General features: G+C 69.4%; 16 protein-coding genes and 2 tRNA genes. 9 read left to right on the forward strand and 9 right to left on the reverse strand.

All coding sequences use genetic code 11. The features are described from left to right. Positions 1–76: 76 nt before the first annotated feature. Together ACV7JO_RS05110 and ACV7JO_RS05115 are read right to left on the reverse strand one after the other, a co-directional pair. The gene (locus tag ACV7JO_RS05110) at positions 77–1435 is read right to left on the reverse strand and encodes an NAD(P)/FAD-dependent oxidoreductase (RefSeq protein ID WP_470355265.1); all 1359 of its coding nucleotides are present in this window, start codon (positions 1433–1435) and stop codon (positions 77–79) included. A 47-nt stretch (positions 1436–1482) separates the two neighbouring features. Continuing rightward, positions 1483–2037 carry a response regulator gene (locus ACV7JO_RS05115; protein ID WP_470355266.1) on the reverse strand — a complete coding sequence of 185 codons (555 nt, stop codon included), beginning with the start codon at positions 2035–2037 and terminating at the stop codon, positions 1483–1485. Positions 2038–2212: 175 nt separating this feature from the next. Here ACV7JO_RS05115 and ACV7JO_RS05120 point away from each other — a divergent pair, with 175 nt between their 5' ends. Continuing rightward, a complete protein-coding gene (locus ACV7JO_RS05120) occupies positions 2213–3169 on the forward strand; it encodes a D-2-hydroxyacid dehydrogenase (RefSeq protein WP_470355267.1) in 957 nt (318 codons plus the stop codon). A 34-nt stretch (positions 3170–3203) separates the two neighbouring features. Here ACV7JO_RS05120 and asd read toward each other — a convergent pair whose 3' ends face one another. Together asd and ACV7JO_RS05130 are read right to left on the reverse strand one after the other, a co-directional pair. Then, on the reverse strand, positions 3204–4241 hold the full coding sequence (gene asd / locus ACV7JO_RS05125) for an aspartate-semialdehyde dehydrogenase (RefSeq protein ID WP_470355268.1): 1038 nt from the start codon (positions 4239–4241) through the stop codon (positions 3204–3206). An 81-nt stretch (positions 4242–4322) separates the two neighbouring features. After that, on the reverse strand, positions 4323–4778 hold the full coding sequence (locus ACV7JO_RS05130) for a DUF7960 family protein (protein WP_470355269.1): 456 nt from the start codon (positions 4776–4778) through the stop codon (positions 4323–4325). 112 nt (positions 4779–4890) lie between these two features. Here ACV7JO_RS05130 and ACV7JO_RS05135 point away from each other — a divergent pair, with 112 nt between their 5' ends. The 3 genes from ACV7JO_RS05135 to ACV7JO_RS05145 all read left to right on the forward strand — a co-directional run bounded on the left by ACV7JO_RS05135 (position 4891) and on the right by ACV7JO_RS05145 (position 6752). Next, on the forward strand, positions 4891–5931 hold the full coding sequence (locus tag ACV7JO_RS05135) for a tyrosine--tRNA ligase (protein WP_470355270.1): 1041 nt from the start codon (positions 4891–4893) through the stop codon (positions 5929–5931). Between the two features lie 3 nt (positions 5932–5934). Then, positions 5935–6603, forward strand: a complete 669-nt coding sequence (locus ACV7JO_RS05140; RefSeq protein ID WP_470355271.1) for a class I SAM-dependent methyltransferase — start codon at positions 5935–5937, stop codon at positions 6601–6603. A gap of 78 nt (positions 6604–6681) precedes the next feature. After that, a tRNA-Gly gene (locus ACV7JO_RS05145) sits at positions 6682–6752 on the forward strand. Positions 6753–6946: 194 nt separating this feature from the next. Here ACV7JO_RS05145 and ACV7JO_RS05150 read toward each other — a convergent pair. The 3 genes from ACV7JO_RS05150 to ACV7JO_RS05160 all read right to left on the reverse strand — a co-directional run bounded on the left by ACV7JO_RS05150 (position 6947) and on the right by ACV7JO_RS05160 (position 9031). Beyond that, a complete protein-coding gene (locus ACV7JO_RS05150) occupies positions 6947–7360 on the reverse strand; it encodes a hypothetical protein (RefSeq protein WP_470355272.1) in 414 nt (137 codons plus the stop codon). A gap of 67 nt (positions 7361–7427) precedes the next feature. Beyond that, positions 7428–8240, reverse strand: a complete 813-nt coding sequence (locus ACV7JO_RS05155) for an HD domain-containing protein (RefSeq protein WP_470355273.1) — start codon at positions 8238–8240, stop codon at positions 7428–7430. Between the two features lie 323 nt (positions 8241–8563). Then, positions 8564–9031 (reverse strand): redoxin domain-containing protein, encoded by a 468-nt coding sequence (locus ACV7JO_RS05160; RefSeq protein ID WP_470355274.1) that lies wholly within the window; start codon positions 9029–9031, stop codon positions 8564–8566. 118 nt (positions 9032–9149) lie between these two features. On the opposite strand from ACV7JO_RS05160, the gene tatA reads away from it, so the two are divergent. Both tatA and ACV7JO_RS05170 read left to right on the forward strand, forming a co-directional pair. Continuing rightward, the gene (gene tatA / locus ACV7JO_RS05165; protein ID WP_470355275.1) at positions 9150–9443 is read left to right on the forward strand and encodes a twin-arginine translocase TatA/TatE family subunit; all 294 of its coding nucleotides are present in this window, start codon (positions 9150–9152) and stop codon (positions 9441–9443) included. Positions 9444–9529: 86 nt separating this feature from the next. Next, positions 9530–9603 (forward strand) — tRNA-Arg (locus ACV7JO_RS05170). Positions 9604–9979: 376 nt separating this feature from the next. On the opposite strand, the gene ACV7JO_RS05175 is transcribed toward ACV7JO_RS05170, so the two are convergent. Then, entirely contained in the window at positions 9980–10846 is an 867-nt protein-coding gene (locus tag ACV7JO_RS05175) for a halocyanin domain-containing protein (protein ID WP_470355276.1), read from the reverse strand. 227 nt (positions 10847–11073) lie between these two features. Between ACV7JO_RS05175 and ACV7JO_RS05180 the strand changes: the two genes are divergently transcribed. Next, positions 11074–11436, forward strand: coding sequence for a helix-turn-helix domain-containing protein (locus ACV7JO_RS05180; protein WP_470355277.1), 363 nt, complete (start codon positions 11074–11076; stop codon positions 11434–11436). Between the two features lies 1 nt (position 11437). After that, positions 11438–11743, forward strand: a complete 306-nt coding sequence (locus ACV7JO_RS05185) for a DUF7521 family protein (protein ID WP_470355278.1) — start codon at positions 11438–11440, stop codon at positions 11741–11743. A 12-nt stretch (positions 11744–11755) separates the two neighbouring features. Here ACV7JO_RS05185 and ACV7JO_RS05190 read toward each other — a convergent pair whose 3' ends face one another. Continuing rightward, on the reverse strand, positions 11756–12265 hold the full coding sequence (locus ACV7JO_RS05190) for a halocyanin domain-containing protein (RefSeq protein WP_470355279.1): 510 nt from the start codon (positions 12263–12265) through the stop codon (positions 11756–11758). Positions 12266–12384: 119 nt separating this feature from the next. Here ACV7JO_RS05190 and ACV7JO_RS05195 point away from each other — a divergent pair, with 119 nt between their 5' ends. Further along, positions 12385–13911, forward strand: a complete 1527-nt coding sequence (locus ACV7JO_RS05195; protein ID WP_470355280.1) for a cryptochrome/photolyase family protein — start codon at positions 12385–12387, stop codon at positions 13909–13911. Positions 13912–13946: the final 35 nt, after the last annotated feature.

The following is a 13946-nucleotide window of genomic DNA, read 5'->3' on the forward strand; positions in this document are numbered from 1 at the left end:
GTCCCGGTGGCGGGCCTCGGCCGGGGATTGAAGGCACGCAGACCGACTACGCCGCCGGCGCACCTAAGCGTGGCGTTCAGACGGCGAAATCCGACTCCCGCAGTTGGACGTAGCGGCCGTCGCGGTTCCGGAACTTCCCCCACTTGTAGGACGCGGCTACCTTGAGGCCGTCGAGGCCGGCCCGCAGCGCCTCGCTCGTCCGGACGCCGCCGGCGTTCATCATCGAACTGGCCGTCGAGAACGCGTGGTCCCAATCCGCTGGGCGGTAGTCCCGGACCAAGTCGGCGAAGACGACGTTGCGGAGTATCTCGTCGCCGATGGCGGCGCGCCACTGGTGGTTGTACCGCTCCAGCCTGTCGTCGGCGGCGAGGCGGCCGGCGATTTTGCCGGTCCGGACGGCGACGTGGTCCCCGCCCTCGTGGAACGCCGAGGTGGTTCCCATCGCGCCGCCGACGACGGCGACGCCGGCGTCGACGGGCGACTCGATGGGGCGCGTCGAGGAGATGGCGTACGTCTCGGTTCCCTTGGCCTTCCCGCGGTCCTCGACGAGCGGGAAGTCCGCGAGGTCGTAGGCGGGGAACTGGTCTTCGAGGAGGCGCTCGACGTACTCGCCGCCCCGCGGGATGCTCTGGTCGTCCTCGCGCAGGAGGCCCCACTCGCCCCGGTCGTAGTCGTCGATGTCCAGCCCGATGGGCATCGTCAGACCGATGCGGGCGACGGGCGCGTCGTTGGGGAATATCCACGGGTAGGCGGTGTGGCCGGGCATGAACCCCCACCAGAACTCGATGTGGTCGGGGTCGAACAGCTCTTCGGGCATCCGCCGGTGTTCCTGATAGGCGATGTGGTTGGCCTCGTTCGAGGGGAGCACGTCGGACATCGAGCGCTCGCCCGGGAGGAACTGCGAGAGGACGGGGTTGGTGACGGTGCGCTGTGGACCGTCGGCCAGCACGAGGAAGTCGGCGGTCAGGTCGTCGCCGTTGGCGAGGTGGACCGTGTGCCGGGGGTCGCCACGGGGGGCGGTGTCGACGCCGGTGACGCTGACGCCGACGCGGTAGTCCGCGCCGGCGGTCGTCGCCCGCTCGCGGAGCCAGTCGTCGAAGCGCGCGCGGTGGAAGGTGAACCCGAAGCCGTCGTACGTCGACTCGATGCCCGTGTCGGTCAGCGTCAGCTCCGTGTGCGGGCCGTAGAAGGTCGCCCCCTCCAGTTCACTGAGGACGACATCCTCGGGGAACTCGTCGCGCTCGAACCCCATCAGGTCGACCCAGTAGTCCAGCAGGCCGGCGGCGTCCGTCGAGTCGGGGCCCGGCCCGTCGCGGTCCTCGCGCGGGACGCCCTTCTCGAGGACGACGGCGTCGGCACCCCGACGAGCCGCCGCCTCGGCCGCGGACGAGCCCGCCGGCCCGCCCCCGACAATCGCTACGTCTACGTGTTCCATACGGCCTACCCTGCCCCGCGACGGCTAAAACCTATTGTCTCGCCGGCCTACACAGCGTTGTCCGAGCGGGATTCGGACTCCCCACTGGTCACCGCGTGGTAGTCCCACCGGCCGTCGAGCGCCCTGAGACGCTGTTTCGCGTCGATGTAGGCCTCGGACCGTTCGAGGCGGGACGCTTCGACGGCCTCCTCGACGGCGCGCAGACGGGCCCGGAGCGCGAGTACGTCCCGGAGCGGGGCCGGCGACGCCTCCCACGCGGTCACCCGTCTGACCGCCCGCCGGACCGCGTCACCGTCGACCGGTTTCGTGAGGTAGTGGTCGACCGGGACCTCCAACAGCCCCACGTCCGGCGTGACGCCGCTGACCATCACGACCGGCGGGTCGGGCGTCCGGGCGGCGAGCGACTCGGCGACGGCCTCGCCGGACATCGCCGGCATCTCTCTGTCGAGGACGACGCAGTCGACCCCGTCGTCGATGCGGTCCAACGCCGCGCGTCCGTCCCCCGTCGTCCAGACGTCGCCTGTCTCGGACAGCCACAGCTCGTACAGCTCCCGACAGCCGGGGTCGTCGTCGACTACCGCAACTGTCCCGTCGAATCCCATGTCTCGACCGGGGCGACGGAGCCGATTACCATATACGTACCATTCCGTTGTAACCGTTCACGATAGTTTAATCGGCCGAAAACGGCGGTTTAAGGCCGGCGAGCGAGCGCCGCCACTATTTTCCCGATTCCCAACGCACGTCCGGTATGCGAGACACACGGGGTGTCGAGACGCGATGACCGACATCGTCGTCCTGCGGCACAACATCCACGGGATGCCCATCGATGAGTACGCCGCCGCGTTGCGCGAGCGGCTTCCGGACCGCGAGGTGGCCGTCGCCCGCACGCCCACCGCCGAGCGCGAACTTTCGCGGACGGCCACGGTCGTCACCGGGAGCAACGTTCCCGACGGCGTCCTCGGCCACGCCGACGACCTGCGGCTGTTCGCCAGCACCTACGCGGGCTACGACCACCTCCCGCTGGGCGAACTCGCCGACCACGGCGTCGCGCTGACGACGGCCTCAGGCGTCCACGGGCCGAACGTCGCGGAGTACGTCATCGGGGCGTGGCTCTCGACGTGCCGGGGGTTCCTGCGCGCGCGCCGCCAGCAGCGCGACGGCGTCTGGCAGTCGTTCAAGTCCCGGGACTTCGCCGGTAGTCGGGTCTGTGTCGTCGGGCTGGGGGCCATCGGCGAGGCCATCGTCGACCGGCTCGACGGCTTCGACGTGGAGACGGTCGGCGTCCGCTACTCCCCCGAGAAGGGCGGCCCCACCGACGAGGTGTATGGCTTCGACGAGATGCACGAGGCCGTCGCCGACACGGAGTTCTTCGCGCTGGCCTGTCCGCTGACCGACGCCACCGAGAACCTCGTCGACGACGCGGTGCTGGAGTCGATGCCCCCCTCGGCGGTGCTGGTCAACGTCGCCCGCGGGGGCGTCGTCGACACGGACGCGCTGGTCCACGCCCTGCGGCGAAACGCCGTCGGCGCGGCGGTGCTGGACGTGACCGACCCCGAACCGCTGCCGGGCGACCACCCGCTGTGGGGCTTCGAGAACGCGCTGATAACGCCCCACAACGCCGGCCACACGCCGAGCTACTACGACCGGTTGGCCGACATCGTCGCCGAGAACGTCGAACGGGCCGCCGAGACGGGGTCGTGGGACGGCCTGCGGAATCAGGTCGACCTATCCTAGCTTCGGGGACCGCGCCGGCGACGCGACGGACCGGCTACAGGTAGCCGCGCTCGAGCAGCAGTTCGCCGTTCAGGACGCTCGCGCCGGCGGCACCGCGCATCGTGTTGTGGGCGAGGCAGTTGAACTGGACGCCGTCGGTCGTCGCTTGGAACCCGCCGGTGGCGATAGCCATGCCGTTCGCGGCGTCACGGTCCAGCCGGGGCTGGGGGCGGTCGGGCTCGTCGAAGACGCGGATGAGGTCGTCGGGCGAGGACGGCAGGTCGAGGCCGGTGACCGACTCCATCGCCGCCTCGGCGTCGGCGGCGGTGGCCGCCTCCGCGGTGTCGGCCCAGACGTTCTCCAAGTGGCCGTCCAGCGTCGGGATGCGGTTACAGGAGGCGGCCACGTCCATCCCGTGGAGGTCGACCTCGGCCCCGTCGAACGAGCCCAGCAGCTTCCGGGACTCGCTCTCCATCTTGTCCTCCTCGCCGCCGATGTGGGGGATGGCGTTGTCGATTATCTCCATCGACGTGACGCCGGAGTAGCCCGCGCCGGAGACGGCCTGCAGCGTCGAGACGCGAACGTCGGTCAGGCCGAAGGCGTCGTCCAGCGCCGCCAGCGGTGGGACCATCGTGATGGTCGAGCAGTTGGGGTTTTTCAGGAGCGCGCCGTCCCAGCCGCGCTCGTCGCGCTGGACCTCGATGAGGTCGACGTGGTCGGCGTTCACTTCGGGGATAGTGAGGGGCACGTCGGGGTCCATCCGGCCGTTCGAGGAGTTCGAGGAGACGACGTAGCCCGCCTCGCAGAACTCGGGTTCGACCTCGGCACCTACCGACGAGGGCAGCGACGAGAAGATGAGGTCCACGTCGTCGGGCACGTCCTCGGGCGTGGTCGCGCCGACGGTGATGTCGGCCACGTCGTCGGGAATGGGGTGGTTGATGCGCCACTTGGCGGCGTCCCGGTAGGTGCGGCCAGCGCTGTCTTCGCTGGCGGTCAGTGCGGCTATCTCGAAGTCGGGGTGGGGGTCGAGCAACTGGATGAGTCGCTGGCCGACAGCCCCGGTCGCCCCGAGGATACCTACGCGCGTAGTCATCGGTTCACACAGGGCCGTGGGTACTCAAAACAGTTTGGATACGCGGCGTCGCCGGCCGTCGCCACGCCCCGCGAACCCCGGTCAGGCGTCGGCGTCGTCCGCCGCGCCGGGGTCGGTGTCCTCGAAGACCCACTGGACGACCCGAGCCTCGACCACGTCCCGCTCCTCGACGTAGGGGTCGCCGCGGTTGGCGAGCGCGTCGGCGGCCGCCTCGCGCATCTCCGCCTCCAGCTCGGTGTGGTCCGGTTCGTCGCGCACGTCGTTGAGCAGGGCCTCGAAGTCCTGCCGGAGGTCGAAGTCCGCCTTCGCAGCGTTGCACCGCGACAGCGGGCTCATCCCCGTCTCCAACACGAGGTCGCGGACCGTCTCCCAGTCCGAGCCACAGAAGTAGATGGACACCTCGCCGACGATGTCCCGCCACGCGATTGGGTCGCCGTGCTTGAGCAGCGGGACCGCCCGCGGCGGGAGGTCGAGGCGGGTCGCCGTCTCGGGGGTCCCGCACAGGCAACAGGCCGTCTCGCGCTTCCCCGTATACATGCGAGGCGGTTGGACTGGAGCCGGTAGAGGGTGTCGCTCGCGGCACCCGCCGCCGGCACGGCCGTGGTCCCACACAGGAACGCTTTACTCGCCGGAGCGGGGACCGGCCCGTATGGATACCGACGAGCGCCTCGCGCTGGCGACCCGGCACACGCAGGAGGTCGTCACCGAGGACGAGCTCGAAGCGCTGTTCGACGACGGCGACCCCTCGGCGTACATCGGCTACGCGCCCACCGGAGAGATGCACATCGGACACTTCACGACGATGCGGAAGCTCGCGGACTTCCTGCGGGCCGACGTGGACGTGACGGTGCTCATCGCCGACCTGCACGCCCACTTGGACGACGAGAAGTCCCCGTTCGACCTGCTGGACGCCCGCTCGGAGTACTACGAGATAGCCATCGAGGGGATGATAGCCGCCGCCGGCGGCGACCCCGACGCCGTCGAGTTCGTCCGCGGGACCGACTTCCAACTCGACGAGGAGTACACGCTGGAGATGTACCGCATGGCCGCCGAGACGACCATCGCCCGGTCCCAGCGGGCCGCCAGTGAGGTCGTCCGGGAGTCCGACAGCCCGAACCTCGGGGGACTGCTCTACCCGCTGATGCAGACGCTCGACGTGAAGGCGCTTGACGCCGACATCGCCTACGGCGGCGTCGACCAGCGCGGCATCTACATGCTCTCCCGGGAGGTCCTGCCCGACCACGGCGGCGACGCGCCGGTCTGCCTGTTCGCGCCGCTGCTCTCGGGCCTGACCGGCGGGAAGATGAGTGCCTCCGACGAGGCCTCGAAGGTCAACCTCACCGACTCGCCCGAGGCCGTCGAGGAGAAGATAGGGCAGGCCTACTGCCCGGCTGGCGAGGTCGAGGACAACGGCGTGTTGGAGTACCTCGACCACCTCGTCTTCCCGGTGTTGGAGGTCCGCGACGAGACGTTCGTCGTCGAGCGTCCCGAGGAGTACGGCGGCGACCTGACCTACGACGACTACGCGGCCCTCGAAGCGGACTTCGTCAGCGGCGAACTCCACCCGGCCGACCTCAAGCCCGCCGCCGCCGACGCCATCTCCGCGGTCATCGACCCCGTCCGCGAGCGACTGACCGACGAGGCCGACCTGCTGGCCGAGGCCTACCCCGAGACCTACGGCGACGCGTAGCGGATGCCCCCCGAAGACCGGTCTCGCGCGGCCGTGCGGGCGACCTACGAGTCGATAGGCGACCACTTCGCCAAGACCCGCGAGTACGCGTGGCCCGAGGTCGAGCGCTTCGTCGACGACCACGCCCACAGGGCCGGCGGGACCGCCCTCGACGTGGGCTGTGGCAACGGCCGCCACGCGGAACTGCTCGCCGGCGTCGCCGACCACGTCGTCGCCCTCGACGCGAGCCGAGCGCTCCTGTCGGTCGCCGCCGACCGCGTCCCGCCGTCGGTGGTGCTCGTCGAGGGCGACGCCAGCCGACTCCCGCTGCGGGACGGCTGCGTCTCGCTGGCCGTCTACGTCGCCACGCTGCATCACCTCCCCTCGCGGGCCGCCCGCCGCGCCAGTCTGGACGAACTCGCCCGCGTCCTCGCGCCCGACGGCCGGGCGCTGGTTAGCGCGTGGAGCACCGCCCACGACCGCTTCGACGCGGCCGCGGACGCCGACAAGGGGTTCGACACGACGGTCGACTGGACGCTCCCCGGCGGCGAGACGGTCCCGCGGTTCTACCACATCTACGCGCCCGCCGAGTTCGAGCGCGACGTGGCCGCCAGCGAACTCGCGTTGGCGTCGCTCGAACTCTCCAGTGGCAACTGCTACGCCGTCGTCGAACCGGAAGGGAAACGCCCTTAACGACCTCCCGACTACGAGGTGGTACGTTCGCCGACTGCGGCACTCGGACGCGCCGTCGCCGCACGAGCGAGCGTCTGCGCGGCGGTGGTCTAGTGGTAGGACCTGAGCCTTCCAAGCTCATGGCCCGGGTTCAAATCCCGGTCGCCGCATTTTGCGAGGAACGGACGTGACGAGCGGATGCGAAACCCGGCGATTCGAACCCTACGAGTCGCAGTGCGCCCAGCGAACGGAGTGAGCGAGCACAACCGTCTCGGTCCGGTTCAAATCCCGGCCGCCGCATTCTGCGAGGGACGGACGCGACAGGGACCCGACAGCGACGGGTCCACGGCGCGAGCGCCGAGGGCTACGGCTCGACGCGCTCCCACGTGTCCGAGGTCAGCGCCGTATCGGGGTTGTCCGGCAGCGCGACGGTCAGTTTGCTGCCGTCCTCGCGGCCCACCAGTTCGACGGGGTTTCGCTCGGCGTGGTTCCGCGTGGGGTACGCGAAGGGCCGGCGGCGGTCGGGCAGGCCGGCGACCGGCGGGCACTCCGGAGGAGCGACGGCGTCGTCGGCCAGCCCGTCGGTGTGGACACGGGAGATGGGCTTGGGACGGCCCCGTCGGTCGCGCCACGCGAGAAGCCGCTCGCCGAGGGGCACCGACGCGACGACCGACCGCAGTCGAGCGGCGAGGCGGGTCCGGAGCGACGGTTCTGTCGTCTCGTCCGGGGGCGGCTGTTCCCGGCTGCCCTGCCGCCTATCTATGGGTGTGAGACTCATACACACGACTTCGAGTCGCCGCTACAAAACCGTTGTGTCGCGTTGGTACCGTGACACGAGCGTCGGGCTACAGTTCGATGCGCTCGACGATTCTGTCGTCGTCCTCGTGGCTGTTTATCGCGACGATTCGGACGTGGTCCTCTAGCCCGGAGTCGCGGAGCTTCGCCTTCAACAGGTTGTCGACCTGATAGACGCCGGCGGCGTTGTTCATGGCTATCTCGACGAGAACGGGCGTCTCGTCGCCGGTGGTGAGCGTGACGCGCTCGATGGCCTGACTGGAGACGGTGTTGATGCCGCGGCCGCCCCGCTCGTAGGGAATCCGCGACCGGCCCCGCTCCATGTCCAAGGCGTCGGCGATGCGGACGACGCCGGCTTCGAGGGTCAGCGGCTGTTCTTCGGTGTGGTGACAGAGAATCGCGTGTAGGACCTCGCCTTTCACCCGGACGGCGTCGGGCGTGTCGTAGAAATCATCGAGGAAGTCGTCGAGCAGGTCCGCCGCTAGCGGAATCGAGTAGTAGGGGTGGTCGTCGCGGTGGACGACGTGGCCGATGTCGTGGAGGGTGGCCGCGAGGGCGACGATGACTGGCTCGTCGGCCTCGTCGAGACCCTGCTGACTGGCCCCGTTGAACGAGACGCCGCCGCGCTTGAGCAGGTCGTACAGGCACAGCGCCCGGTTGCGGACGATGCTGATGTGTTTGGCGCCGTGGTCGTTGTACCGCTTTCGCGTGACCGGGTTGACGTTCTGGGCGTCCAGGTAGGCCTGAATCTCGGCGTCGTCGGCGACGGCCGCGAGAACGTCGTTGACCCGCTTGTCGGGGAACGCGTGGTCGCCGTCGGGTTCGTAGACGCGGCCGCTCTCCGCCGCCGTATCGCTGCTCATAGACACCACATCGACGGCGAGCGAGAAAAAGCCTCGCCGGGCTCAGGCGGCAGTGTTTAGTTAAGAGAAATAGACTGCGAACAGCCAGAAAGCCCCGTCCGTAGCCGGTTGGCCAGCCGGCGTGGGTGGGGCTGAAAGGGGCCGTTCTCTCAGCGAACCCCGACGACGCAAGCACCTACGGGAGCGTGGTTCGAAAGACGCTCCGCGTCTTTCGTCATCACGAGCGAGCTTCGCTCTCTCGAACGACAGCGAGTCGCGGGAGCTGAGAGAACGGGGGCTTTCTGGCTCTACGAGCTGGTTCCTGCTAAACTAAACACCGCCGGTCAGGCCGCTCGAACCGCATCGAAGACGGCGTCGTAGTCCGGTTCCACGCCGGGGTCGTCGCTGACCCAGCGGTACGTGACCGTCCCGTCGGCGGCGACGACCAGCACCGCCCGCTTCGCCACGTCGGGGACGCCCAGAAAGTCCATTCCGAGGTCGTAGGCCTCGACGAGCGTCCGGTCGCTGTCGCTGATGAGCGGGAACGAGAGCCCGAGTTCCTCGCGGAAGGCGTTCAGCGCGAACGGCGTGTCGACGCTGACGCCGTACAGCGTCGCGTCGGTATCGGTCACTGCCGACACCCGCTCGTCCAGCGTCGATAGCTCGTCGCTGCAGGTCCCGGTGAACGCGCCGGGGAAGAACGCGAGCACGACCGGGCCGTCTTCGAGCGCGGCGTCGAGACTGACCTCGTCGACGTTGCCGTTGGCGAGCGGTGCGGTGAACCGTGGGGCGTCGTCGCCGACAGCGACCATCGCTCCGGCGTAGGAACCACACCGTGTAATCCCTTCGGGTCGAAACGGGCAACAGAGCGACACTACGGTGGCGCTGAGCAAAAAGACTATAATAACAACCACGTAAAATCCGACCACGATGTCAGGCATATTCGTACCGCTGTTCGGCGGCATCCCCGGTGGGCCGGAGCTGCTGGTCATCCTCCTGCTCGCCGTGTTGCTGTTCGGCGCGAACAAGATTCCGAAGCTCGCCCGCTCGACCGGCGAGGCGATGGGCGAGTTCCAGAAAGGCCGCGAAGAAGTCGAACAGGAACTCGAAGAGATTCGGGAGGGCGACGAAGCCGCCGGCGAGGCCGGCGAAGCGACGACGACCGACGCCACGGCTACCGACACGACGGCCACCGACGCCGACGAGTCGACCGCCGAGAACTGACGCCGCCCCCGATTCTTCGTCTCTCACCTCTCCGCTCGCCCGACCGAGCGAAAGCGTTTTTCGCCGGTGTCCCGTCGCCTCCCGCAGGGCGTGTGGCCTAGTGGACGAGGGTGAGGGGTTCCTAACCCCTAGAGCGCGGGTTCGAATCCCGCCACGCCCGTGCAGCGAACGTAGTGAGCGAACCGGCATGGCGGGATTCTAATCAGGGAACGGAAGGTGAGCGAGCGCCGCGAGCGAACGGGAGTGACCGTGGTTCGAATCCCGCCACGCCCGTTTCCGCCGAGCGGCAGGGAGGCGTGAAACGGCTCGGAGATTCGAACCCTGCAAGTCGCAGCGCCGAACGGAGTGAGGCGACCGTCTTGCTCCGGTTCGAATCCCGCCACGCCCGCTCGTGGTTTCGAGCGGTCGCTCGAAACACACTCGCGGCCGTGGCGTAGTTCGCAAACGCTTCGCGTTTGCTCACTCCCGCCACGCCCGTGCAGCGAACGCAGTGAGCGAGCGCCGCCAGCGAAGCGCGAAACGCACTGACTGCGGCGCTACTCCACGATTACCGCGCCTTTCTGGCCGACCCCGCGGTGGGGGGCGCAGTAGTAGAGGTACTGGCCGGGCGCGTCGAAGGAGTGTTCGAACGTCGTCGACGGTTCGGGGGAGATGTCGTCCGAGGCGATGTCGTGGTCCTTGAACACGACGTTGTGGCCGCCGCCCTCGCCGGTCCACTCCCAGACGACGGCGGTGTCGGTCGACACCTTCAGGACCTGCGGGTCGAACGCGAAGTGGCCGATGGTGCCCTCCGCGCCGACGGCGACGGTGGCCTCGTCGGCGTCGGTGCGGTCGACGACGGTGCCGTCGAAGGTGCCGGTGTCGTCCAGCCACGCGTCGACGCGCTCGTAGCCCGTCGACGGGGGTTCGCGGACGATGACCGCGCCTTTCATCCCCGCGTCGCGGTCGGGTTCGGAGACGAACGGGTACTCGCCGGTCTCCTCGAAGAAGTAGTGGTAGCTGGTGCCGGGCTGGGCGTTGGTGCGGCCGCTGTCGAAGGTGCCATCGAGCGCGACGACGTTGTGCTGGCCGCCGTGGCCGGTCCAGTCCCAGCGCACGTCAGTCAGCGGGGGGACCTCGACGACGGCGGGGCCGAAAGCCAACCCGTCGTCGGTCTCCTCCCCGACGGCGAGGGAGGGCGTGGAGCCGACGCCGTAGCTGCGGGGTTCGCCGTCGTAGCCGTTGGCGTCGGCGAGCCAGTCGTCGAGCGACTCGGGCGGCGTCAGTTCGGGCGTGTCGGTCGCTGTCGAGGTGGCCTCGGCCGCCGGCTGGCTGTTCGTCGAGCCGAGACAGCCGGCCGTCGCCAGCGCGGCCGAGGCGGCGGTGCTCGTGAGGAACGCTCGTCGTGTGGAGGGTCGGTCCATCGCGTCCGAACTGTTTGCCCGCTGGGCGTGAAAACGGGGGGTCCGCTTTCCAGTTCGTGGAAATCAACGACTGGCCTTTACAAAACGGGGGTTTTTACGACGAACGTGGGCATCCTCCGAGCACCCGCCGTGTGCCCCGTACCAGACACGCCGACGACTGGACCGTGACTTCCCTACTAGCCCGTTCCCTCGCGACGACGCGCGACACCAGACAGGAGGCCCCTCCGGTGACACGTGACCGAGACCCAGACAGACAGGCAGTATTCGAGGCGCTGGCCGACCCCGAGTGTCGTGACATCCTCCGAGTGCTGTCGGAGCCACGCCCCGCCAAGGAGGTGGCTGACCGCTGTGGCTTGGCTCAGACGAGCACGTACCGGAAGCTCCAGCGACTGAGCGACGCCGGCCTCGTCGCCGAGCGGACCGACATCAGGACCGACGGTCACCACGCCACGGCCTACGTCCGCGACTGCACCGGGCTGGCCGTCCCGCTGGAGGGCGACGACGCCTTCGAGGTGGAACTGTTCCGGGAGGAGGAATCGCCCGACGAGCGACTCGCGCGGCTCTGGACGCGCGTCAGCGAGGAACTCTGAGATGAGCGGCCACGTCCCCCTCGCCGTCCTCGGGTTCAAGTCGGTGACGCTGGTGCTGGGCGCGCTCGTCACGTATCTGGCCGCGCGCGCGGCGTCGACGACAGAGTCGACGGCGCTTGGCTACCTCGCCGTCGGATTCGCCACCGTGACCGTCGGCTCGCTCGTCGCCGGCATCGCCGACCAACTGTTCGGCGTCGAGACGGGCGTTGCGCTGGTCGTCGAGAGCGCGATAACCGCGCTCGGATTCGCCGTCATCGCGTACTCGCTGTCGCTGGCCCGGCGGTCGTCGGTCACCGAGCGGCCGTGAGGCCGGCCGTCGTCACTCGACGACGACCGCGCCCTTCATTCCGATTCCCCTGTGCGGGGCGCAGTAGTAGCGATAGACGCCGCCCGTCTCGAAGGTGTGTTGGAAGTCGTTGCCCGACTGGGCGGTGAGTTGGCTCTCGAACTCGCCGCCCTCGTGGACCACGTTGTGCGTCGACCCCTCGCCGGTCCACGACCAGTTCACGTCGGTGTCGGCGTCGATTCGGACCGCGGTCGGCGCGAACGCGAAGTGGCCGCCGTTGCCCTCTGCGCCGACCCGGACCTCGACGGTGCCGGTGCCGGTCCTGTCGGTGACGTCCCCGTCGAAGTTGTCGGCGTTCGAGAGGTACTGCGTGACGGCCGACGGCGCGGAGCCCCCGGCGTCGCTCGTGGTAGTGTCTCCGGAGCCGCCGTCCGAGCCACCGGAGCCGGAGTCGCCCGAGCCGCCACAGCCGGCCAGCAGTCCGGTACCGGTCACGGCCGCCGTGCTGCGGAGAAACGCACGCCTGTCGATGGCACCTGTCATACACGCTGTCCAAGCCGTGGGGTCAAAAACCGGTCGTTTCGCCCGTACCGACACAGTTCGGTCCGGGGTTGATGTGGTTGGCGTCCCTCCCATGAGACGATGCACGCGAGGGACTCCCGATGACGGTCTGGATTCGCGGCGATCACCTCGTCCGCGGGCGCGGTCCGCTGGCCCGCCGGCCCGACGAGCGGGTCCTGCTGGTCGAGGCCGAGTCGTTCGCCCGGAAGCTCCCCTACCACCCGCACAAACTGACGCTGGTTTTCAGCGCCATGCGGCACTTCCGCGACGACTGCCGGGCGGACGGCCGGACGGTCGACTACCGACGGGTGGAGACGTTTGCCGACGGCCTCGACGCCCACTTCGATGCATATCCCGACGACACGCTCGTCACGCCGGAGCCACAGGCCGCGGGGGCGCGCGACCGGCTCGAAGCCGTGGTCGCCGCGGCCGGCGGGCGCGTCGAGTTCGTCCCCGACGAGCGGTTCCTCTGCTCGCCCGCGACCTTCGACGAGTGGGCCGACGACGGGCGCTACCGCCACGAGGACTTCTACCGATTCATGCGCCGCGAGACGGGATATCTGATGGCCGACGGCGAGCCGGTCGGCGGCGAGTGGAACTACGACGACCGGAACCGGGAGACGCCCCCCGACGACTGGGACGCGCCCGCTCCGCCGTCGTTCGAGCCCGACGAGACGACCCGCGAGGTCCAGCAGTGGGTCCGCGAGACGTTCGACGGGGGGTACGACGAACCGCCCTACGGCGGCGACTGGGCCGACCCCGTCGCGTTCGACTGGCCGGTCACCCGGCGGGGAGCGGTCCGGGCGCTCGACGACTTCGTCGCCCACCGCCTGCCCGAGTTCGGCCCGTATCAAGACGCGATGCGCGCCGACGAGTGGGCGATGTGTCACAGCCTGCTGTCGACATCGCTCAATCTCGGCCTGCTCCTGCCCGACGAGGTCGTCGAGCGGGCCGTCGCGGCCTACGAGGCGGGCGACGCGCCCCTCCACAGCGTCGAGGGGTTCGTCCGACAGGTCGTCGGCTGGCGGGAGTTCCTCCGGCACGTCTACCGCCGGGAGATGCCCGACCTCGCCGCGGCCAACCAACTGGGCGCGACCGAGTCCCTGCCGGCGCTGTACTGGACCGGCGAGACGGAGATGGCCTGCCTCTCGGACGCGGTCGACGGGGTGCGCGAGCGGGGCTACGCCCACCACATCGAGCGGCTGATGTTGCTCTCGAACTTCGGCCTGCTGTACGGCGTCGAGCCGGCACAGCTGAACCGCTGGTTCCACGCGGCCTACGTCGACGCCTTCCACTGGGTGACGACGCCCAACGTCGTCGAGATGGGGCTGTACGGGGCGGGCGTGTTCGCCACGAAACCCTACGCCGCCTCGGCGAACTACGTCGACGGGATGAGCGACCACTGCTCGGACTGCCAGTACTACAAGACCAAGACCACGGGCGAGGGCGCGTGTCCGTTCAACGCCCTGTACTGGGACTTCCTCGACCGCAACGAGGGGGACCTGCGCTCGAACCACCGGATGGGGCTGGTCTACGGTCACTTGGACGACAAGGACGACGACGAGCGCGAGGCCATCCGCGAGCGGGCGGCGGACCTGCGGGGGATGGCGGCTCGGGGCGACCTCTGAGACGGCGCGACGCGACGGTCGCCGGGCCCGAGCCG

The sequence above is a fragment of the Haloarcula sp. MBLA0138 genome (assembly GCF_055632455.1).

Coding starts and splice junctions, on each gene's coding strand:
- ACV7JO_RS05110 (WP_470355265.1), bottom strand. CDS start 1,435: ATGGAACACGTAGACGTAGCGATTGTCGGGGGCGGGCCGGCGGGCTCG.
- ACV7JO_RS05115 (WP_470355266.1), bottom strand. CDS start 2,037: ATGGGATTCGACGGGACAGTTGCGGTAGTCGACGACGACCCCGGCTGT.
- ACV7JO_RS05120 (WP_470355267.1), top strand. CDS start 2,213: ATGACCGACATCGTCGTCCTGCGGCACAACATCCACGGGATGCCCATC.
- asd (WP_470355268.1), bottom strand. CDS start 4,241: ATGACTACGCGCGTAGGTATCCTCGGGGCGACCGGGGCTGTCGGCCAG.
- ACV7JO_RS05130 (WP_470355269.1), bottom strand. CDS start 4,778: ATGTATACGGGGAAGCGCGAGACGGCCTGTTGCCTGTGCGGGACCCCC.
- ACV7JO_RS05135 (WP_470355270.1), top strand. CDS start 4,891: ATGGATACCGACGAGCGCCTCGCGCTGGCGACCCGGCACACGCAGGAG.
- ACV7JO_RS05140 (WP_470355271.1), top strand. CDS start 5,935: ATGCCCCCCGAAGACCGGTCTCGCGCGGCCGTGCGGGCGACCTACGAG.
- ACV7JO_RS05150 (WP_470355272.1), bottom strand. CDS start 7,360: ATGAGTCTCACACCCATAGATAGGCGGCAGGGCAGCCGGGAACAGCCG.
- ACV7JO_RS05155 (WP_470355273.1), bottom strand. CDS start 8,240: ATGAGCAGCGATACGGCGGCGGAGAGCGGCCGCGTCTACGAACCCGAC.
- ACV7JO_RS05160 (WP_470355274.1), bottom strand. CDS start 9,031: ATGGTCGCTGTCGGCGACGACGCCCCACGGTTCACCGCACCGCTCGCC.
- tatA (WP_470355275.1), top strand. CDS start 9,150: ATGTCAGGCATATTCGTACCGCTGTTCGGCGGCATCCCCGGTGGGCCG.
- ACV7JO_RS05175 (WP_470355276.1), bottom strand. CDS start 10,846: ATGGACCGACCCTCCACACGACGAGCGTTCCTCACGAGCACCGCCGCC.
- ACV7JO_RS05185 (WP_470355278.1), top strand. CDS start 11,438: ATGAGCGGCCACGTCCCCCTCGCCGTCCTCGGGTTCAAGTCGGTGACG.
- ACV7JO_RS05190 (WP_470355279.1), bottom strand. CDS start 12,265: ATGACAGGTGCCATCGACAGGCGTGCGTTTCTCCGCAGCACGGCGGCC.
- ACV7JO_RS05195 (WP_470355280.1), top strand. CDS start 12,385: ATGACGGTCTGGATTCGCGGCGATCACCTCGTCCGCGGGCGCGGTCCG.